Annotated in this window: 17 protein-coding genes; 8 read left to right on the top strand and 9 right to left on the bottom strand. The window is 73.5% G+C overall.

Annotation, left to right across the window (positions count from 1 at the left end; all coding sequences use genetic code 11):
- The 4 genes from ACPXCS_RS09785 (at position 1) to ACPXCS_RS09770 (ending at position 4,487) form a co-directional block, all read left to right on the top strand.
- A complete protein-coding gene (locus ACPXCS_RS09785; RefSeq protein ID WP_425947142.1) occupies positions 1–1,827 on the top strand; it encodes a GTP-binding protein in 1,827 nt (608 codons plus the stop codon).
- 182 nt (positions 1,828–2,009) lie between these two features.
- A complete protein-coding gene (locus ACPXCS_RS09780) occupies positions 2,010–2,489 on the top strand; it encodes a single-stranded DNA-binding protein (RefSeq protein WP_425947140.1) in 480 nt (159 codons plus the stop codon).
- A 290-nt stretch (positions 2,490–2,779) separates the two neighbouring features.
- On the top strand, positions 2,780–4,189 hold the full coding sequence (locus tag ACPXCS_RS09775; RefSeq protein ID WP_425947138.1) for a Cys-Gln thioester bond-forming surface protein: 1,410 nt from the start codon (positions 2,780–2,782) through the stop codon (positions 4,187–4,189).
- A 100-nt stretch (positions 4,190–4,289) separates the two neighbouring features.
- Positions 4,290–4,487 (top strand): dehydrogenase, encoded by a 198-nt coding sequence (locus ACPXCS_RS09770; protein ID WP_425947136.1) that lies wholly within the window; start codon positions 4,290–4,292, stop codon positions 4,485–4,487.
- Between the two features lie 19 nt (positions 4,488–4,506).
- Here ACPXCS_RS09770 and ACPXCS_RS09765 read toward each other — a convergent pair whose 3' ends face one another.
- Positions 4,507–5,022, bottom strand: coding sequence for an HAD domain-containing protein (locus ACPXCS_RS09765; RefSeq protein ID WP_425947134.1), 516 nt, complete (start codon positions 5,020–5,022; stop codon positions 4,507–4,509).
- 250 nt (positions 5,023–5,272) lie between these two features.
- On the opposite strand from ACPXCS_RS09765, the gene ettA reads away from it, so the two are divergent.
- From ettA to ACPXCS_RS09750, 3 genes are read left to right on the top strand one after another with little or no spacing between them, the layout of a single operon-like run.
- Positions 5,273–6,937 carry an energy-dependent translational throttle protein EttA gene (gene ettA / locus ACPXCS_RS09760; RefSeq protein WP_425947132.1) on the top strand — a complete coding sequence of 555 codons (1,665 nt, stop codon included), beginning with the start codon at positions 5,273–5,275 and terminating at the stop codon, positions 6,935–6,937.
- Positions 6,938–6,939: 2 nt separating this feature from the next.
- Entirely contained in the window at positions 6,940–7,353 is a 414-nt protein-coding gene (locus ACPXCS_RS09755; RefSeq protein ID WP_425947131.1) for an acyl-CoA thioesterase, read from the top strand.
- The gene (locus ACPXCS_RS09750; protein ID WP_425947129.1) at positions 7,350–8,018 is read left to right on the top strand and encodes a hypothetical protein; all 669 of its coding nucleotides are present in this window, start codon (positions 7,350–7,352) and stop codon (positions 8,016–8,018) included. The genes ACPXCS_RS09755 and ACPXCS_RS09750 overlap by 4 nt, the downstream gene beginning before the upstream one ends.
- 31 nt (positions 8,019–8,049) lie before the next feature.
- Here the strand turns inward: ACPXCS_RS09750 and ACPXCS_RS09745 are convergent, their stop codons facing one another.
- A complete protein-coding gene (locus ACPXCS_RS09745) occupies positions 8,050–8,463 on the bottom strand; it encodes a globin (RefSeq protein WP_425947127.1) in 414 nt (137 codons plus the stop codon).
- A 71-nt stretch (positions 8,464–8,534) separates the two neighbouring features.
- Between ACPXCS_RS09745 and ACPXCS_RS09740 the strand changes: the two genes are divergently transcribed.
- Positions 8,535–9,512 carry a methyltransferase domain-containing protein gene (locus ACPXCS_RS09740; RefSeq protein ID WP_425947126.1) on the top strand — a complete coding sequence of 326 codons (978 nt, stop codon included), beginning with the start codon at positions 8,535–8,537 and terminating at the stop codon, positions 9,510–9,512.
- 18 nt (positions 9,513–9,530) lie between these two features.
- Here ACPXCS_RS09740 and ACPXCS_RS09735 read toward each other — a convergent pair whose 3' ends face one another.
- The 7 genes from ACPXCS_RS09735 to ACPXCS_RS09705 form a co-directional block, all read right to left on the bottom strand.
- Positions 9,531–10,823: an FHA domain-containing protein gene (locus ACPXCS_RS09735; protein WP_425947125.1), complete on the bottom strand. Its 1,293-nt coding sequence runs from the start codon at positions 10,821–10,823 to the stop codon at positions 9,531–9,533.
- 31 nt (positions 10,824–10,854) lie between these two features.
- On the bottom strand, positions 10,855–12,201 hold the full coding sequence (locus tag ACPXCS_RS09730) for a vWA domain-containing protein (RefSeq protein ID WP_425947123.1): 1,347 nt from the start codon (positions 12,199–12,201) through the stop codon (positions 10,855–10,857).
- A gap of 99 nt (positions 12,202–12,300) precedes the next feature.
- Complete coding sequence (locus ACPXCS_RS09725; RefSeq protein ID WP_425947121.1) at positions 12,301–13,716, bottom strand: PP2C family serine/threonine-protein phosphatase; 1,416 nt, start codon at positions 13,714–13,716, stop codon at positions 12,301–12,303.
- A 3-nt stretch (positions 13,717–13,719) separates the two neighbouring features.
- Positions 13,720–16,386: a tetratricopeptide repeat protein gene (locus tag ACPXCS_RS09720; protein WP_425947571.1), complete on the bottom strand. Its 2,667-nt coding sequence runs from the start codon at positions 16,384–16,386 to the stop codon at positions 13,720–13,722.
- Between the two features lie 17 nt (positions 16,387–16,403).
- Complete coding sequence (locus ACPXCS_RS09715) at positions 16,404–17,738, bottom strand: hypothetical protein (RefSeq protein WP_425947120.1); 1,335 nt, start codon at positions 17,736–17,738, stop codon at positions 16,404–16,406.
- A gap of 69 nt (positions 17,739–17,807) precedes the next feature.
- A complete protein-coding gene (locus tag ACPXCS_RS09710; RefSeq protein ID WP_425947118.1) occupies positions 17,808–18,854 on the bottom strand; it encodes a glutamate ABC transporter substrate-binding protein in 1,047 nt (348 codons plus the stop codon).
- Positions 18,855–18,883: 29 nt separating this feature from the next.
- On the bottom strand, positions 18,884–20,356 hold the full coding sequence (locus ACPXCS_RS09705) for a hypothetical protein (RefSeq protein ID WP_425947116.1): 1,473 nt from the start codon (positions 20,354–20,356) through the stop codon (positions 18,884–18,886).
- Positions 20,357–20,728 lie beyond the last annotated feature (372 nt).

Raw genomic sequence — 20,728 nt, 5'->3', positions numbered from 1 at the left:
GTGACCGCCATCACTGACCAGGACTCCACCGAGCACGCCGATCAGCCGGACGGCGAGGCGAACCGGGCACGCGCGGGCAGAAGTCCGTCCCCCTCGCCGGGAGCCGCGCAGGGCGAACGCGCGGCCCGTACGGACTCCGCGGAGTCCTGGGACGACGGACTCATCGCACGCCGGGTCACGGAGACCACCGACGGGAGCGCGTTCCCCGCGCTGCACACCCGCCCCGCCGCCCCGGCGACGGTGACCCCGCTCGTCTACGACGGACCGCTGCGCTCCCGGCTGGACGCCCTGCGCGAACTCGTCGGCCTCTCCCGCACCCGGCTCGACAGCCGCACCCTGTCCGAGGCCGGCCGCGTCCTCGACGAGGCGACCGCCCGGCGCAGGCTCTCCGGGCAGCACACCGTCGTCGCCATCGCGGGCGCCACCGGCAGCGGCAAGTCCCAGCTGTTCAACGCGCTCGCCGGGGTGGCCATCTCGGAGACCGGGGTGCGCCGCCCCACCACCGCGGCACCCATCGCGTGCAGTTGGAGCGACGGGGCCGCGAGCCTCATCGAACGGCTCGGCATCCCGCCCCGGCTGCGCCGGCGGCCCTTGCCCGGCGGGGACGGCGAATCGCCCCTGCGCGGGCTCGTCCTGGTCGACCTGCCCGACCACGACTCCGCGGCCCTGCAGCACCGCGAGCACGTCGACCGCATCCTGGCGCTCGTCGACGCGGTCATCTGGGTCGTCGACCCGGAGAAGTACGCCGACGCCCTCCTGCACGAGCGCTACCTGCGGCCCATGGCGGCCCACGCCGAGGTCATGTTCGTCGTCCTCAACCAGATCGACCGGCTGCCCGGGGAGGCCGCCGAGCAGGTCCTCGACGACCTGCGGCGGCTCCTCGACGAGGACGGCATCGCCCTGGGGGAGTACGGCGAGCCGGGTACGACCGTCCTGGCGCTCTCCGCCCTCACCGGCGACGGCGTCGGCGAACTGCGCGAGGCGCTCGGCCAGTTCGTCTCCGAGCGCGGCGCACCGGCCCGGCGCATCTCGGCCGACGTCGACATCGCCGCGGCCCGGCTGTGGCCCGTCTACGCCACCCGGCGGCGGACCGGGCTCAGCGAACAGGCCCGGGAGGAGTTCTCCGACCGGCTCGCGGACGCGGTCGGGGCCACGGCGGCGGGCGAGGCGGCCGAACGCGCCTGGCTGCGCAACGCCAACCGCGCCTGCGGCACCCCCTGGTTGCGGCTGTGGCGCTGGTACCAGGACCGCGGCGAGCCCGCCACCGGCCGGGTCCCCGCCCGCGCGCAGGCCGACGAGGAGGCCACCGCACGCCAGCGGGTCGAACAGGCGGTGCGCACGGTGGCCGACCGGGCCTCGGCCGGGTTGCCCGCGCCGTGGGCCCAGGCGGTGCGCGAGGCGGCCGCCCGCGGCGCGCAGGGGCTGCCGGAGGCGCTGGACGAGCTGTCCGTGCGGGCGGGGGTACCGGCCGGCCGGCCACCGCGGCCGGGGTGGTGGCCGGTGGCCGTGCTGTCCCAGGCGTCCATGACGATCCTGCAGTTCCTGGGCGGGCTGTGGCTGCTGGGCCAGATCGTCGGGGTCATGGCACCGAACCTGGGCGTGCCGGTGCTGCTGATGGTGATCGGCATCGTCGGCGGACCGCTCATCGAGTGGAGCTGCCGGATGGCGGCCCGCGGGCCGGGCCGGCGCTACGGCCTGGAGGCGGAGCGGCGCCTGCGCGAGGCGGCGGCCGGGTGCGGCAGGGCACGGGTGCTGGATCCGGTGGCGGCGGAACTGCTGAGGTACCGGGAGGTACGGGAGCAGTACGGGAGGGTGGTGGGGGCGTAGGCCCCCGGCCCCGCTGTCACTCGTGCCGGTGAGCGAGTTGTCCACAGGCGGAGGGTGGTCCACAGCGCTCAGCGGGCCCGGCCCGGCGGCGGCAGTCTGGCAGACACAGCCGTACGGGACGGGCCCGTACGCGTGTCGGCCCGGTGCCGTGTTCGGTGGTCCGGGCGAGGGAGGGGCAGGCCATGAACGAGACGATGGTGTGCGCGGTCGGCCGGGTGGCGACGCAGCCGGTGTACCGGGAGATGGCGTCCGGGCCGTCGGCGAGGTTCCGGCTGGCGGTCACCGCCCGCTACTGGGACCGCGAGAAGAACACGTGGACGGACGGGCACACGAACTTCTTCACGGTGTGGGCCAACCGCCAGCTCGCCACGAACACGGCGGCGTCGCTGACGGTGGGTGAGCCCGTGATCGTCCAGGGCAGGCTGAAGGTGCGCACCGATGTGCGCGAGGGGCAGAGCTGGACCTCGGCGGACATCGACGCGGTCGCGATCGGCCATGACCTCGCCTGGGGTACGTCCGCCTTCCGGCGCGGAGGCAGGCAGGAGACGCCGGCGCCGACGCCGGCCCAGACGGAGCCCAACTGGGAGACGCCACCCGAGGGTTCGGACGAAACAGAGGAACCCGTTCCCCAACAGGCGCCCGACGTCGCGGCCTTGACCTGACGTCAAGCCTTGCGGCGCCGCGTCCTCCGCCCCTGTCCGAACTGCGGCTTATCGACGGGTGCGCACCCGAACGACCAGGGTGGACTCGCCGATAAGCCCTGCTCACAAGGGGTCTCGGCGATAACGATTCCGAGTCGGAATACTCATCGGACCGTCTGACCGGCGGGCGGACTCCGCCGCCTCCCTAGGATGCCGGAAAGGCTCTTGAGGCTCCTGGGGCCGTAGAGGCTTCCGAAATCTGCAGGCGGGACCGTCCCCCCACGTCACGGGTCCTGCTCGAAGGAGATGTGGTGTTTGCTTCGCTGTCGGCTGTGTTCGCACGCAGGCGAGGGTCGGCCCGCTTCGCCGCCACGACGCTGGTGACCGGGCTCGTCGCCGCGGGCTCGCTGGCCGGTGCCGGCCAGGCGGCGGCCGCGGACGAGACGACCCGCGGCCAGGGCGGAGCGACCGCGACGATAGCCGGGCTCAAGACGTACGGCACCGCCGTCATACGCGGTGCCACCGGCGAGCAGCAGGTGTCGGCGGGGCTGTTCGAGATGTCCGTCGAGGGCGGCGGCATGCTGCAGACGTACTGCGTCGACCTCCACAACCCCACGCAGCGCGACGCCAAGTACCACGAGACGCCCTGGAGCGGCACGTCCCTCGGCGTCAACAAGAACGCCGGCAAGATCCGCTGGATCCTGCAGAACTCCTACCCGCAGGTCAACGACCTCGCGGCGCTCGCCCGGAAGGCGGGAGTCCGCGGTGCGCTGACCGAGCAGGACGCGGCGGCCGGTACGCAGGTGGCGATCTGGCGTCACTCGGACGACGCCGACGTCGACGCGCTCGACCCACAGGCCGAGCAACTCGCCGACTACCTGCAGAAGAACGCCCGCAACACGCCCGAGCCCCGGGCTTCGCTGACCCTCGACCCGCCGGCGGTCTCCGGCCGGCCGGGCGAGCGGATCGGCCCGGTGACGGTGCGCACCGACGCCGGCGGCGCGACCCTCACGCCGCCCGCGGACGCCGCCACGACCGGGGTGCGCATCGTCGACCGGCGCGGCCAGGAGGTCACCACGGCCTCCGACGGCGGGCAGGTGTTCTTCGAGGTGCCCGAGGACGCGGCGGCCGGTGCGGCGGACCTGACCGTGCAGGCCTCGACGACCGTGCCGGTCGGCCGGGCCTTCGCCTCCGAGAGCCGCAGCCAGACGCAGATCCTGGCCGGTTCCAGCGAGTCGACGGTGTCGGCGACGGCCTCGGCGGCCTGGGCGAAGGAGGGCGCCATCCCGGCCCTGTCGGCGGCGAAGAACTGCGCCGAGGGCGGTGTCGACGTCATCGCGGCGAACAAGGGCGACGAGCCGTTCACCTTCGACCTGGTCGGCCTGGAGCACACCATCGCCCCCGGTGAGACCAGGACGATCACGGTCCCCCTCCAGGAGGACCAGGCCTACGACTTCACCGTCCACGGTCCCGGCGGTCTCACCCAGCGCTTCACCGGCATGCTGGACTGCCAGATCCAGGGCGCCGCTCCGGCCCCCAGCACCCAGACCCTGAGCGAACCGAGCCCGGCCACGCTGGGTTCCCCCACGGACACCAACCTCGCGGAGACCGGCAGCTCGGGGCTGACGCCCATGATCGGGGGCATCGCCATCGGCTTCGTCCTGATCGGCGGGGCGACCCTGATCGTGCTGCGCCGCAGGGAGGCATCGTCCGGAGACTGACGCGCCGGCCATCGGGACGCCCCCGGTTCACTGCGAGACCGGCCGCGGGACTTCGAGCGACGGGCGGCGGTGCCTGGGGCGCCGTGCCTGGGGTTCCCGCATGACCGGCCCTTCCCCGTCCTGCCCCGCGTGCGGCAAGCCCCTGACAACGGGCGGTCCGGTGCTGTCGGGGGACGGCGACGGGCGGAGGGCCTGCCGCTCCCTGTGGCGCTGCGCCGACCGGCACACCTGGTGGCGCTGGACAGACCGGCCGGACGACCCGCTGGAGGTGTGCCCGGTTCCCGAGCTGTTCCGGTGACGGGTCCCGCCGCCGTGGCTCATCTCGGCGCGGCGGTGCCGAGCCCGTCGGTGAGCGCGCGGAAGTCGGTGTCGTCCAGGCCCCTGGCCGGCTCGACGCGGTGGAGCAGGGACGGCCCGGGGTGACCGGCGGCGACCCAGAGGCGGTCCATGGCGCTGATCTCGTCGTCGACCCAGATGAACGGCCGGCCGTCGGCCCACTCGACCAGAGGGCGTGTCTTCCAGTGCAGGCCCCGCGGGCCGTCGTCGGAGCCGGAGTCCGGCCACTCCACCACGGGCAGCCGGGGCAGGCCGAGACGCGGGACGACGACCTCGTTGGCCTCCTGCATCCAGGTCGTCGCCCAGACGAGCTCACAGCCCAGAGCCAGCAGGCGCGGTCCGACTCCCGGGTCGAGCCGGGTCAGCAGGGGGTTCCCCTGACCGACGGGTGGAGCGGCGGCGGCACCGGCGCGGGGGTGACCGGCCGGCGACCCGAACGGGATCAAGGGGCCGTCCACGTCGAGGAAGAGCAGGGGGCGCTCCGTTGCGCTGGTCACGGCGGCACGATAGTCCGGGCGGCGGGGGAGGGGCATGGCGTGAGGAGACGTCTTCTTGAGTCGCCCCGGGGCGGGCGAAGGGGCCAGCACTGTGCGGACGGTGGCCGAGGTGAGGGGCGCGTCCGCGCCGGTCACCACGAACCACCAGGTCACAGCCCCCGCGTCATACGCGTTTCCGCCCAGCCCTGGCGGTACGGCAAGATGGGGTGTATCTGCCCACTGCCAGTTTCAAGCTGCCGGACGGTTTCTCTTGGCTGAGTTCATTTACACCATGCGCAAGGCGCGCAAAGCGCACGGCGACAAGGTGATCCTCGACGACGTGACGACGAGCTTCCTGCCGGGGGCGAAGATCGGCGTCGTCGGCCCGAACGGCGCCGGCAAGTCGACGATCCTGAAGATCATGGCCGGGATCGAGCAGCCGTCCAACGGTGACGCCTTCCTCACCCCCGGTTACACGGTCGGCATCCTGCTCCAGGAGCCGCCGCTGAACGAGGAGAAGACCGTCCTGGAGAACGTCCAGGAGGGTGTCGCCGAGATCAAGGGCAAGCTCGACCGGTTCAACGAGATCGCCGAGCAGATGGCGACCGACTACTCCGACGAGCTCATGGACGAGATGGGCAAGCTGCAGGAGCAGCTCGACCACGCCAACGCCTGGGACCTCGACGCCCAGCTGGAGCAGGCCATGGACGCCCTGGGCTGCCCGCCCGGCGACTGGGCCGTCACCAACCTCTCCGGTGGTGAGCGCCGCCGCGTCGCGCTGTGCAAGCTGCTGCTGGAGCAGCCCGACCTGCTGCTGCTCGACGAGCCCACCAACCACCTCGACGCCGAGTCGGTGAACTGGCTGGAGCAGCACCTGGCCAAGTACCCGGGCACCGTCGTCGCGGTCACCCACGACCGGTACTTCCTCGACAACGTCGCCCAGTGGATCTGCGAGGTCGACCGCGGTCGCCTCTACCCCTACGAGGGCAACTACTCCAAGTACCTGGAGACCAAGGCCGCCCGCCTCAAGGTCGAGGGGCAGAAGGACGCCAAGCGGCAGAAGCGGCTCAAGGAAGAGCTGGAGTGGGTGCGCTCCAACGCCAAGGGGCGGCAGGCCAAGTCCAAGGCGCGTCTGGCCCGCTACGAGGAGATGGCCGCCGAGGCCGACAAGATGCGGAAGCTGGACTTCGAGGAGATCCAGATCCCGCCGGGCCCCCGCCTGGGCAACGTCGTCGTCGAGGTCAGCAACCTCACCAAGGGCTTCGGCGACAAGCTGCTCATCGACGACCTCTCCTTCACGCTGCCGCGGAACGGGATCGTCGGCATCATCGGCCCCAACGGCGCCGGCAAGACCACCCTGTTCAAGATGATCCAGGGCATCGAGGAGCCGGACTCCGGCTCCATCAAGGTCGGCGACACCGTCAAGATCTCGTACGTGGACCAGAGCCGCGAGAACATCGACCCCAAGAAGACCCTGTGGGCCGTCGTCTCGGACGAGCTGGACTACATCAACGTGGGACAGGTGGAAATGCCCTCCCGCGCGTACGTCTCCGCCTTCGGGTTCAAGGGGCCGGACCAGCAGAAGCCGGCCGGCGTGCTCTCCGGCGGTGAGCGCAACCGGCTGAACCTCGCGCTCACTCTGAAGCAGGGCGGCAACCTGCTGCTCCTCGACGAGCCGACCAACGACCTCGACGTCGAGACGCTCTCCAGCCTGGAGAACGCGCTGCTGGAGTTCCCCGGCTGCGCCGTGGTCGTCTCCCACGACCGGTGGTTCCTGGACCGCATCGCCACGCACATCCTCGCCTACGAGGGCGAGTCCAAGTGGTTCTGGTTCGAGGGCAACTTCGAGTCGTACGAGAAGAACAAGATCGAGCGGCTCGGGGCGGACGCGGCCCGTCCGCACCGCGCCACCTACAAGAAGCTGACCCGGGGCTGATCTTGCGGCACATCTACCGCTGCCCGCTGCGCTGGGCGGACATGGACGCGTACGGCCACGTCAACAACGTGGTCTTCCTCCGCTACCTGGAGGAGGCCCGTATCGACTTCCTGTTCCGTCCGGAGAAGGACTTCCAGCAGGGGTCCGTGGTGGCTCGCCATGAGATCGACTACAAGCGGCAGCTGGTCCACCGGCACCACCCGGTGGACATCGAGCTGTGGGTCACGGAGATCAGGGCGGCGTCCTTCACCCTCACCTACGAGGTGAAGGACGGCGACCAGATCTACGTGCGCGCCTCGACGGTGATCGTGCCGTTCGACTTCGAGGCGCAGCGTCCGCGCCGGATCACCGCGGAGGAGCGGGAGTTCCTCCGCGCGTACATGGACGACGACGAGGAGGAGGCCGTCGCCGCATGACGGTGCTCCACCTCGCCGACGAGGGGGAGGCGGCGGATCTCGCCGCCTTCCTCTCCCGGCTGCTCCACTACGACCGCGGCGCCGCCGTGCGTCTGCAGGCCGCGGGCACCGCGCTCGCCGTCTTCGGACGGCCGCCGTCCTTCGAGGTCCTGGCGATCCGCGCGGCACGGCTGGCGAAACCGTACGAGAACGGGCTCGACGTCACGCTGGACGTGACGGTGTCCGCCGGTGAGCTGCTGGAGTCGGTGGACGACAAGGGCGCCACGGCCGTCGTGCCGGGCGCGGTGACCGGGCCGCCCTGGGCCGGTGTGCTGCCGCCGCGCGGCGGCTGGCGGCCCGAGCCGGGGCTGCCCGCGCCGGACGCGCTGCGGGCCCTGGTGGCCGCCGTGGTCGCCGAGTTCCGCTCCCGTACGCAGGAGCTGCCCGACGAGCGGCGCACCCGCGCCGAGCTGGACCGCATCGGCCGTGACATCTGGTCCCGCACGGTCGGCGACACCCGGCTGCCGGTCCGCGCCGTGCACGCGGCGCAGTCGCTCGGCTTCCTGCGGCCCGGTCAGCCGCCGGCCCTGCTCTCCGCAGGCGCCTGGCTCCGGCTGCGCACGCCCTACGGGTCGATCGCCGTACGGCGGGCCGGGCTCGGGGCGCTGGACGTCAGCGTCCGCTGACCGGCTCCCCGGCAGGCGCCGGTCCGGTCGGTCAGCCCGCGGTGTTCACCATCGAGGCCGCCGCGTACGTCAGGTAGTTCCACAGCGTGTGCTCGTGCTCCTCGGACAGGCCGAGCTCCTCCACGGCGACCCGCATGTGCTTCAGCCAGGCGTCGTGCGCCGCGCGGTCGACCGTGAAGGGCGCGTGCCGCATCCGCAGCCGGGGGTGGCCGCGGTTCTCGCTGTACGTCGTGGGGCCGCCCCAGTACTGGATGAGGAAGAGCGTGAGACGCTCCTCGGCCGGGCCCAGGTCCTCCTCGGGGTACATGGGCCGCAGCAGCGGGTCCTCGGCGACTCCCTCGTAGAAACGGTGGACGAGCCGACGGAAGGTCTCCTCCCCGCCGACCTGCTCGTAGAAGGTCTGCTCCTGAAGCGTGCCGCGCCGAATCTCTTTCACGCCGTCCATGCTCTCAGACGCACCGGCATAGGACTCAAGACCTAGGACCGGCCCGAAGATCCTCCCCTTACTGTGGAGACATGGGCGGCCACGGCAGGGAACTCGACGCGCTCGCCGCCACCGCGCGGGCGGCGCTGGTACGGCGGATCGAGGCGAGCGGAGCCTGGGCCGCGGACCCGGGGTGGCGGGAGGCGTTCGAGGCGGTGCCGCGCCATCTCTTCGTGCCGTACTACTACGTCGGCGTCGCCGGGGGCTTCGAACGCCGCTGGGGACAGAGCCCGGAGCGCGAGGCGCGCGAGCGGTGGTTGCGCGGCGCCTACGAGGACACCCCGCTGGCGACCCGGCTGCGCGACGGCGAACTGCTGTCGTCCAGCAGCCAGCCCTCCCTGATGGCGGACATGCTGGTGGCGCTGGACGCACGGGACGGGCACCGGGTCCTGGAGATCGGCGCCGGGACCGGGTACAACGCCGCGCTGCTCGCCCACCGGCTCGGCGACGACCGGGTCACCACCGTCGACCTCGACCCGGAGATCACCGAGTCGGCCCGGCGGCACCTCGCCGAGGCCGGGTACCACCCGGTCGTCGTCACCGGCGACGGAACCCGGGGCGTGCCCGAGCGGGCGCCGTTCGACCGGATCATCGCCACCTGCGCGCTGAGCACCGTGCCGCGGGCCTGGCTCGCACAGAGCCGTCCCGGGGGCCGTGTCCTCATGCCGCTCGCCACCGGCCTGATCGTGCTCACCGTCGGCGACGCCGGGCACGCCGAAGGGCGGTTCCTGCACACGCCCGCCTACTTCGTCCCGCTGCGCGGCGGGGGCCGGCCCTGGGCCGAGCCGCCCCAGCTGGGCGGGGTGCCGCACCGGGCCAGGGAGGACGACCTGTTCCGCTTCCTGCTGGCCCTGACCCGCGGCAGCCTCGACCCGCAGGAGGCGCACGCGCTGTGGGAGCAGGAGGGCAGGCCGCAGCGCGAGCGCTACGGCATCACCGTCAGCGGGGACCGGGAGTGGGCCTGGCTGGACGACCCGGAGGGGCCGTACGCCTGGCCCCTCCCGTCCTGACGAAGGGGCCCGGCGGGCTCAGCCGCGGCGGATCGTGATCGTCGTCCAGGCGCCCACGTGCACCCGGTCGCCGTCCTGCAGCGGTACCGGGACGAACGGCTGGATCGGCTCCTCCGAGCCGTTGACCGTCGTGCCGTTGGTCGAGTTCTGGTCGACGACCGCCCAGCTGCCGTCCGGCTGCTGCACCAGCACGGCGTGCTGGTGCGAGACGCCCGGGTCCTCCGGCGGCGTCGACAGGTCGATGTCGGGGGTGTCGCCGGTGGAGTGCCGGCGGCGGCCGATCGTGATCTGGTTGCCGGTGAGCGTGCGCTGCTGCTCCGGCGAGTACGCGGGCAGGTTCAGGCCCGCGGCCTCGGGGCCGGAGCGCTGCATCATCGCCATGAAGTACTCGCGGTCGGGGCCGATCGTCGCGGTCCAGGTCGCCGGGCCCTGGGGGGCCTGGGGCTGCTGCGGGAAGCCGCCCGGTCCGGGCGGGGCCTGGGTCGCGCCGGGCTGCGGGTATCCGTAGCCACCGCCCTGACCGGGTCCGCCGGGGCCACCCGGGCCGCCGGCGGGCGGCGGGATCACCCAGTCGTCGTCGCCGCCGAAGGACGGACCGCCCTGCTGCTGCGGCCGCCGGGTCTCCTGCGGAAATCCGGGCGGGGCCGGCGGGCCGGACTGGTGGTAGGCCTGCGGGGCGCCCGGGCCACCGGGGCCGCCGTGCCCGCCGGGGCCGGGGGGCGGCGGGACCGGACGGGACGGATCGTGACCGAACCCGGGCGGGCCGGAGGGGCCGCCGGGACCACCGGGGCCGGGGTGGCCGCCGGGTCCGGGAGGACCACCGGGGCCGCCCTGGCCGGGCCGGCCGGACGGATCGCCGCCGAAGGGCGGGATCGGCTCGGCCGGGCGGTTCATCTGCGAGGGGCGCGAGCTCTGGTAGTCGTACGCGTCACCGCCGCCGTAGGACGGACCCGCCGGGCCGGGCCGGCCCGGCTGCTGGAAGCGCACGCCCGGGCCGGGCGCCGGCGGGGGCGGGGCCGCCGGGGTGTACGAGGTCGCCGTGTTCGTCAGGAAGTTCCACCGGCACTCCTCGCAGAACGGCGCACCGCCCTCACGGGGCGTACGGCACTGCGGGCAGAGCTCCGGCTCGGCGTTCGGCACGGCGGACAGGTGCGGCGGGCGACCGCCGGGACCGGCGGGGGGCGGGAAGCCGTAGCCGCCGCCGGGCGGGGGCGGCGGAGGAGGCGGAGGCACGGCACCCGCCATGCGGTGACCGCAGACCTCGCACCAGTCGTCGGAACCCGACTGGTGTCCGTTCGGGCAGGTCGGCATGTCGGCGCGTCCCTCCTTCGTCTCTTCCAGGTCACTTCTTCACGCGGACGGTCTTGGTGGACCGGGTCTCGAGCGTCATCTCGTCGGCCTCTTCGACCTTCGCCTTCAGTCGCACAGTACCGGTCGCGGCATCGACCACGTCCACCACCTTCGCAAGCAGTTTCGCAGTATCGGCGTTCCCGGAGGCACTCGCGAGCTGAACGGCCCGGCCCAGTTTGGCCGTTGCTCCGTCCATATCGCCCGCTTTGCGGAGATCCAGCCCTTGTTGGATGACCTGGGCCAGTTCGGCCTGCCCCGTGTAGTGGGCCACCTGCGGGTTGATCGACGTCGAGGCGGCCATGTCGTCCGTCCACACGGCCCGCACCAGGCCCTGCGCGCCGAGGTTCTGGACGCTGCCGTCGGGCTGCGGAATGACCAGCGAGACACGGGCCGCCAGCATCTCCTGGCCGATGTGGGCGGGCGGCACCTCCACGCAGACGTGGTAGTCACGGGACTCGTCACCCCAGGAACCCAGCGGGTAGTCGCCCGCGCGCGGGCCCGCCTCCGTGCGTCGGCCGGTCAGTTCCTCGACCGTGGGGGCGACCTGCTTGACGAACCTCACCGTCGTGCCGACCGGGGTCCACAGCCGCAGGGAGACGTCCGCGACCTCCTTGCCCATCGCCGTCTCCATCATGCGCGTGAAGTCGGCGGCGAGCCCGGCCGGATCGGCGACGATGTCGGCCGTGCCGAGCAGGGCGGAGGCGATCGCTGTGACTTCTTTCACTTCCCAGTCGGTGCCCACACCGCGCGCGTCACACGTGAAGCGCCCGGCGCACGCGTCGAGCGCGGCCTTCAGGTCCTCGGGTGACTCGTGCTCGTTGCGGCCGTCGGTGAGCAGGATGCCGTGCCGGATGGCGACGTCCGCCGAGGACAGCAGGCGGTCGGCCAGGCGCAGCCAGGTGCCGATCGCCGTGCCGCCGCCCGCGCTCAGCGAGCGCAGGGCCTGCTTGGCCTGGGCCCGGGTGGTGGCGTCGGCCACCGCGACCCGGCCGCCGCCCGGGTAGACCTCCTTGGCGACATGCGTCCCGCCGATCACCGCGAAGTGCACGCCGTCGCGCAGGGTGTCGATCGCGGCGGCCGTGGCGTCCCGGGCGTTGCGCATCTTGGTCGGCGGGTAGTCCATCGACCCCGAGCAGTCGACCATGACCGCCACGGCGGCGGACGGGCCCTGGCCGGGCGAGTACAGGTGGGGCGCCGCGACCGCGCTGCCGATCGTGCCGCCGCCGGTCGCCGTCACCGTGACGATGGCGTTGACCTCGCCGGACCCCTCCGGCAGGTACTCGTTCTGGTACACGTCCACCGAGAACTGGGGCACGCTGGATTTCGAGAAATTGGCCATGCCTGCTTCGATCCCCCTTCAAAGCCCCCGCCGCGGCGGGGTGATGACGGTAGGCGGACCGGTCCCCTCCGGTCCGCCGAGGCGTCCCCGTACGTGGCCTCAGGCCGATCCTGCCCCCTGCGGGACGGCCGGGAACGGCACGAGGGCCACTGTTACGTTGTCGTGGCCCCCGCCGTCCAGGGCGTGGCCGACGAGCACCCGGGCGCTGTGCAGCGGCTGCGCGGCCGCGTCGAGCGGGACGACCCGGGCCATCTCGTCGGCCGCTTCCGCGTAGTTCCACAGGCCGTCCGTGCAGACCACCACCACGCCGGGGCGGTCCGGCTTGAACGCGGCGGTGTGCGGCTCCAGTTCGTAGGCGTCGGCGCCCAGCCAGCCGGTGATCGCGTGGGCGCGCTCGTCGGCGTAGGCCTCGGCCTCGTTCATCAGGCCCGCGGCGACCATCTGCGCGGCCCAGGAGTCGTCCTCGGTGAGCCGGGCCGGGGGAGCGCTGCGGTCGACCGGCACCCAGTAGGCGCGGCTGTCGCCGACCCAGCCGACGATCAGCAGGCCCGAGGTCACCACCGCGCCGACGATGGTGCACGCGGGGGCGTTCTGGTGCGGGGCGTGCTCGCGGGCCGTGGCGGGCTCCTCGGCCAGCGCGTTGACCGCGCGGGAGGCGGCGACGATCGCGTCGTGCATCGCCTGCTGCGGGTGCGTGCCCCGGGGCAGGGCGGCCAGCAGGGACTCGCTCGCGGCCTTCGACGCCGCCATCGAGGCGTCGTCGGGGCGGGTCGCCGAGGAGACGCCGTCGCAGACGATCGCCACGGAGGCGGGGGAGCCGTCGGGCAGCGCGGTGCTGCCGATGGCGAACGCGTCCTCGTTGCGGTGGTGGCGCAGGCCGCGGTCGCTGACCGCGGCCACCGGGCCGGACTCCTGCTCCATGTGGTCCCGTTCGCGCGGCTGGGCGTGGCCGCAGTTCTCGCAGTAGCCGTCGTCGTCCACGCGGCCGGCTCGGCAGGCCACGCAGACCTTGCCGCCGGCGCCGGCGGCGGGCGCCGCGGGGTCGGCGGACACCCGTGGGTCCGGTGCCTGGAGGAGGTACTCGTCGGGTTGGGTCCACTCGGCCCCGGCCGGGGCGGCGTGACCGCCGGGCTGCGACGGCCGGTCGAAGCGGACGCCCGCGGCCGGGGCCGGCGGGGCGCTCGGGGGCGGGGGCGTGCCCGGGGGCAGGGCGGAGCCGCCCGAGTCGGTGCCCGGGAGGTCCGTCGGCAGGTGCGCCGGTGCCGCCGCTCGCGGGACGTCCGGTCCGGCAGCGGGCCAGGGCACGCCGGCGGACGGCGCCGGCGGCTGCTCGGGATACGCACCGGCCGGCGCGCCCTGTCCGGGCACCGAGCCGTTCACGGCGATGGTCGGGTTGTCCTGAGGCCGTGCGGGCACGGCGGACAGGTCGTATCCGCACGCGCCGCAGAAACGGTCACCCGACTCGAGGGGTTCCTCGCAACTCGGGCAGGCGGACAACTGGGGCATCTGCGACATCAACTACACCCACGTCCGGGGGCGGTAACGATTGGCACGTTCCACCAGGTCGATCCTCTCCTCGCCGCCCCGCGCCAGCCGGGCCAGCGTGCGGTACGAACGCTCCAGGCCGAAGCGCAGGCCGCGTTCGTCCAGGCCGCTGCCGAGCAGCGTCCGTCCTCCGGCGGCGGGAGGGGCGGAACCCTGGCCCCCGGAGAGTACCCAGTCCAGGGCGCAACCGAGGACTTCGGCCGACAGCTGCTCGCGGCGCGCCGGATCCAGACCGTACGCCTCCAGCGCCTCGACCTGCGCCGCGGCGGCCGTCAGGTCCTCCAGGAACGGCACGTCCGACGCCGTCGCCGTGCGCTGCCGCAGCCGGGCCCGCACCGCCGCCACCCGCGCGGCGGTGTAGTGGATGGACGACTCCGGGACCGACTCCAGCGTCCGGACGGCGCCGCGCCGGTCACCGGTCGACAGCTGCACCCGGGCCAGCCCGAACGCGGCGCTCACATAGCTCGGGTCGGTCGACCACACCAGCCGGTAGTACTCGGCGGCGTTGTCCAGCTGGCCCAGCACCTCCGCGCACAGGCCCAGCGCCAGCTTGGGCGCGATCTCGCCGGGGAAGGCGTCGTAGATCGCGTCGAAGGCCAGCGCGGCGCCCTCGTCGTCACCGGTGACCAGGGCGGCCACGCCCCGGTACCAGACCACCCGCCAGTCGTCGGGCCGCTCGCCCTCCAGCGCGGCCAGGGACCGCAGGGCGGCGTCCGGCTCGCCCGTCTCCAGCCAGGCCCGGGTCTGCCGCAGCCGCGTCTCGGTCGACGGGGCCGGGGCGGCCGCGAGGGCGCCGAGCAGTTCGGCCGGGGCCGAGGTCATCAGACCCGCGAGGAAACCGGCGTTGGGGTCGGTCGGGTCGACCCGGGGCACGGGCAGGGCGAGGGCGGCGGCGGAGGTGTCGACGGCCTTGACGAGACCCGGGGCGCCCGGGCCGTGCGGGAGGGCGGGGGAGTGCGTGGGGGCGGGGCCGTGCGCGCCGCCGTACGGGCCGGGCCCGGCCGGAAGCGGGGGCGCGGGGGCCGGGTGCGCTGTCGGCAGGGTGGCCGCGGGCGTGCCGGGACCGGGCAGCGCGGCGGCCCCGGGGCGGCGCCGCGTCCGCACCACCCGGGCCCCCAGCCGGGACACCTCGCCGGCCGGCTTCGGGAACAACTCCGTGTCCGTGACGCGCAGTTCCGGACCGAACAGGGTGGACAGCGCGGGCCGGGCGCGGCCCGTCTGCAGGGAGACGACCTCCCGCAGCACCCCTGTCAGCTGCTCGGTCATCTCCTGCGCGGAGGCGAAACGGCGGGCCGGGTCGGGGTCCGTCGCCCGGACCAGCAGGCGGTAGAACGACTCGTACTGCCGGAAGACCTCGATGTGGTCCGGGTCGGGCAGGGAGTCGACGTAGACGTTCGTGTAGCCCTGGAAGTCGAAGGTCAGGACGGCGAGGGTGCGGGCGACCGTGTACAGGTCGCTGGCCACCGACGGGCCGGCCTCGGCCACCTCCGGGGCCTGGTAGCCGACCGTGCCGTAGATGGCCGACTCCTCGTCGTCCATCCTGCGCACCGCGCCCATGTCGATCAGCTTCAGCTGGTCCTCGGTCTGGATCGCGTTGTCGACCTTGAAGTCGCAGTAGAGGAGGTTGCGGCTGTGCAGGTGGCCGAGCGCCTCCAGTGCCTCGATGCCGTAGGCGCAGGCCTGCTCCACCGGCAGCGGGTCGCGCCTGCCCTGGGCCGTGCGGCGGGCGTTGGCGATCTCCTTCAGGGACTTGCCGCCGACGTACTCCATGACGATGTAGCCGTCGAGCGAGCCCGTGCGCTGGTCCAGGTGCTCCACGAAGTTGTAGATCCGCACGATGTTGGCGTGCTCGATCTCCGCCAGGAAGCGCCGCTCGGAGATCGCCGCCGCCATCGCGTCCTGGTCGCCCGTGTCCAGCAGGCCCTTGAGGACCACCCAGCGGTCCGAGACCGCCCGGTCCACGGCGAGGTAGATCCAGCCGAGACCGCCATGCGCGAGGCAGCCGACCACCTCGTACTGGCCGTGCACCACGTCCCCGGCCTTCAGCTTCGGCACGAACGAGTACGGGTGGCCGCACTTGGTGCAGAAGCCCTCCGTGCGCCCCGGCCGGTCGCCGCGCGCCCGGCCCACCGGCGCACCGCAGTCGGAGCGCGAGCAGAACCGCTTCCGCTCGGGCACCTCCGGACGGTCCAGGACCATCCCGCGCGGGTCGGGCCGCGGGATCGGCGGCACCTGCACCAGCCCGGCGCCCAGCCGCCCCCGGGACGACGAACCGGCCGCCGAACCGGAGCTGCGCACCGACACCGAGCGGCCCGTCGACGTGCCCGACAGAGACCGCGACAGGCGCCCCGACACCGACCGGCGCGACTTCGACGACTGCGACGACGTACGGGAACTGCGGCCGCTGGTACGGGAACTGGAGCTGCCCGCGGAGCCGCGGGAGCCGCCGGAGCCGCCCCGGCCGCCGGCGGTGATGCCGGTGGGAGGCGAGCCGACCAGGCCGTCCGGCGCGACGACCGGGGCCAGCCCGCAGGTGTCGCAGTACAGCTCGCCGCCGCCCACGTCCTCGTACGCGCCCTCGCAGCCGGGGCGCTGGCACGCGCGCGCGGGGCCCGGTGGTTCCTGCGGTGCCTGACTCATCGACTCCCCCTCGTCGCTCATGCGCCCGGCCCCCTCCGGTCGTCCTCGGGCACACCCTGGTCCGGCGCGCGCGGGCCGCCGAGCAGCTCGGCGGCCGCCCACTGGTAGCGCAGCACGGCCTGCTCGGCGGCGCGCAGGTCGCAGGGGGCGCTCCACAGCATGCGGCGCGCCTTCTCGTACCGCTCGACCAGCAGCGTGTCCTCCGCCAGGCCGTGCCGGGCGACCTTCGCCTTGTACGCGTCGAGCCGGCCGCGCAGCTCGGCGCGGACCGCCAGGGGAGCCGTGACGGCCGTCAACGACTCGCGGGCGCGCAGCAGTTCGTCCTCGGCCTTCTGCTCCAGCGACTCCAGCAGCGGGGACAGGCGGTGCCACTGCCCCTGCCGGCGGTACTCCGCGGCCGCCGCCAGCTGCTCCTGCAGTACCGTCGGCGGGCCGCTGACGACCGGCACCTCCGTCGCGGCGATCTTCGCCAGGACCTCGCCGCGCGCGGTGCGCGCCTCGGCGAGCGTGCGGTCCGCGCGGCTGAGGACGTCCCGCAGCGCGACGATCCGCTTCTCCGCGTCCTGGCGGACCGTCAGGACGGCGTCGATCTCCCGCCGCACGTCCTCCAGGGCGCGCGCCTCGCGGTCGTAGACCGTCGTGTCGGGCCGGCCGCCGCCCGGCGCCGAACTGCCCTCCGCGGGCTGCCAGAACGCCAGCGGGTCCGAGATCACCTGCTCGCGCAGCTTCGTCAGCGTGCGGGTGATGCGCTCCAGGTCGTCACCGGCCGGATGCTCGCCGGGACGCACACCGACCGAGTGCGCGAGCCGGCGCGTGCGCTGGAGCTCGGCGGCCAGCAGGTCGATCCGGGCCGGCAGCGCCGACCAGACCGCGTCGGCGGCCACCACCATGTCCAGGCTCGTCGCGTACAGCTCGTTCATCCGGTCGACGAGTGTGGCGAGCGAGTAGCGCTCACTGAGCTTGCCCGCGGCGCCGTGCAGCGTCGGGGCGTTGGCGGTCGCCGCGGCGCTGCCGGCGACCGTCACGGACTCGCCGCCCAGCAGCTCCGTCAGCTCCACCAGGTCCTCGCGGCTGGACCAGCGGCGGCGGGCCCGGATGTCCCGGGCGGAGCGCAGCGCGTCGGAGTACGCGTCGAAGTACGTCCACAGCAGCGTGATCGACGCCTCCGTGGACGCCCAGCGCTCCCGGGTCACGCCGGTGAGCTCGGCACCCTCCAGGAGTCTGCGGCCCGCGTGGTCCTGCAGGGCGAGGAGCGAGGTCTCGATCGCCTCGTGCTCCGCGCCGAGCCGCGCCAGCGCACGGTCCACCTCGTCCCGGTCCATCACCGGCCCGGCGGATCCCGTGACGCCCATCGATCACCTCTCGCTGCGGTTGTGCCGGTCGGGGGTTGGGGGCTGGTTCACTCTCGGTCTCGGCCGCCCTCAGCCGGTGCGGAGGTACTGCGGTGCCGGGGGTTCCGACTTCTTCGCATCCTTGCCCAGTGTCGCCGACAGCCATTTCCCGTACGACGCCTGCCAGCCGTTCGCGGTGTCCTTGCGGTAGTCCACCAGGATCCGGTTGACCCGGCGTACCAGGTCGTCGGCGTCCTTCTTCATCGCCACGCCGTAGTACTCGGCAGTGAAGGCGTCACCCTTGAGCTCGACCGTCGGATCCTGGGCCGCCTGGCTCGCCGCGAGGGCGCCGTCCGTGACGACCGCGTCGACCTCGCCGAGCTGCAGCCGCACCAGGCAGTCGAGTTGGTTCGGGACGGTGGTGGAGATGTCGGTGGTCGCGGGCAGGTCGCCGCTCTCCTTGTCCGCCTCCAGCGTCGAGTACGCCGTCGAACCCGCCGCCGTGCACACGCTTTTGCCGGCGAGCGAGGCGTCGTAGCCCGTCACGGACGAGGACTTCGGGGCGAGGACCTGCTGGCCCGTCTTGAAGTACGGCGCGGAGAACGCGACGTCCTCGACGCGCGAGCAGTTGATCGTCATCGTGCGGACGACCATGTCCACGCGGCCGTCCTGGATCGCCGGGATGCGCTGGTCGGTGGGGATCGCCTTGAACTGGACGGCCTTCGGGTCGCCGAGTATCTCCTCGGCGATGCGGTGGACCAGGTCGATGTCGAAGCCCTCGAGCTCCGCGGTCTTGCCGCTGTTGGGGTTGCGGTAGCCCCAGCGGTAGCTGTTCTGGTCGACGCCGACGACCAGCTTGCGCTTCTCGCCCGGGCGGTTCTTGATCGCCTCGATCGTGGGGCCGTCGGCGGAGGAGGGGGAGAGGGTCTGCTTCTCGGGGTCCTCGCAGTCCTCGTCCGCCGCTGTCTTGGTGGTCGCGGTCGCGGTGCGGTTCGCGGTGGCCGCCGTGGCGTCCGCCGCGCGGGACGCGTCGGTGGTCACGGCGGACTTCGGGAGACAGAGCGCGAGGACGGCCACCAGGGCGCAGGCGATCGCCATCGCGGTCACTCCGCCCCAGCCCCTGAGACTGCTTCGCAACGTGCCTCCTCCTTCCGCCCGCGGCCCGTTCACCGGTACTCCGAGAGCCTGCGGCCGATGCCGAGCACCGCGCCCGCGGCGCCGAGGACGGCCAGGACCGCGGCACCCGCCGGGAGGCCCGTCAGCGCGTCCCTGCCCTCGCCCGCCGCGTGCTTGAACTCGGTCTCCTCGTGCGCCAGTGCCGCGCGCAGGTTCGCGTCGACGCTGTCGAAGCACTCGCCCGTCGCGCCCTTGGCGCCGATGACCAGGTCCAGCGCCTGCTGGTAGTTGCCGTTCTCGTCCTGTTCGCGAGCTGCGGAGTGGCGCTTCTGCCACTCCTTCATGTTGCCCACGGCCGTGCTGACGGGGCGTGCGCCCGAGGTGTCGTCGGCGAGCTTCCCGGCGGCCGCGAGGTGGGCGCCGAGGGCCTTGATGTCCGCGCCGAAGTCGTAGTCGTAGGCGTCGTAGGTGCGGTCGCCGACCTTCTTCGTCTCCGCGCCCCGGGCCACCAGCGTGAGGTTCTCGTTGCCTCTCGCCTTCAGGGAGGCGATGCGGGCGTCGTGCAGCACGGTCAGGGAGCGGACGCCGTGGTCGTAGGAGTCGTCCAGGGCGGCGCGGGCGACGCTGTGGCCGACGACCAGCCAGAGCAGCACGACCGTGGCGGTGGCCGTGGCCGCGACCAGGCCGTGGTTCAGGACCCGGTTCGTGCGGCGGTAGTTGCGGTGCTGGGACCAGGCGAGGGCGGCGAGGGCGAGGACGCCGAGGGCGATGGCCGCCCAGGGGTAGGGGCGGGCGTCCGCGTAGTCCGCCTCCAGGCGCTGGTTCTCCTTCGTGTAGAGGTCCTCCGCCGCCGGGAGCATCTGCTGCTGCATCTTCTCGTTGGCGTAGCGCAGGTAGGCGCCGCCGACGGGGAAGCCCTGGCGGTTGTAGGTGCGGGCGCGTTCGATCAGGCCCTTGTACTCCGGGAGGAGCCGGTTGAGCTCGGCGATCGTCGCGGTGGAGGGGGAGTCGGGGTCGGCGTTGGCGGCCGCGTTGACGAGTTTCTCCGCGGCGGTGCGGATGTCCTTCTCGTAGCGGTCGCGGGTGGTGGCCGACTCCTGGCCGCCGGCGAGGAAGCCGCTGGAGGCGGCGGTGTTGGCGTCCGCGAGGGAGCGGTAGATGTCGGCCGCGTCGGAGGTGAGGGGCTGGCTGCTGGTGAGGACGTCGTCGGCGGCGGCCGCGCGGTCGGTCATCTGCCAGGCCGTGACCGAGCCGAAGGCGATGACGAGCAGGGCCAGGAGGGCGCCGATGATGCGGAGGCGGCCCGGTTCCGTCGTGGCGGCGGTGCGGAGCTGGTCCAGGCCCTCGGCGAAGGCGGTGCGGCGGGGGGTCTGAGGGGGCTGCGGTTGCTGCGGCTGCTGCGTGGGCTGCGGCGATTGGAAGGCCTGGGGTGCCGGGGGGCTGCCCTGCGCGGGTACGGCGGGGAGGATGGGCAGGCCGGAACGCGCTGGTGGTGGTGTGCTGCTCTTCGGCGTGTGCGTCACTGTGACCTCCCCCATGGTCATCCGTCGCCGCAAGTATCGCTGCCGGGACTGACATTCGCACCGGGCTTGCCTGGATCTTGATCCGATCGCAGCGTGGAGTACCACCCCTGTCCAGGTACACGTTCGGGGTGGGTGTTCGGTTCCCGTGGTGGTGGGGGTGTCTGCGGCGGCCTGTGCGGGTGGGGGTGGGGTGGGGCGCGTCGTGTTTTCGCCTGACGCCGGGGGTGGGTCGGGGCCGCGCCGGGGGGGGGGGGGGGGGGGGCCGGGGCGGGGGGGTGTCCGTCCTCGGAACGGCGCGATGGGGTTGCGTACCGACTCGCTGTTCGTCGACGCGCCAACCGCTGCGGGCGGACACCCCCCGACACGGCCCCT

This window comes from Streptomyces sp. DT190 (assembly GCF_049846985.1).
GTDB lineage: Bacteria > Actinomycetota > Actinomycetes > Streptomycetales > Streptomycetaceae > Streptomyces.
Note: the sequence above shows the minus strand (reverse complement) of the source record. Positions and strands in the feature narration are given on the sequence as shown.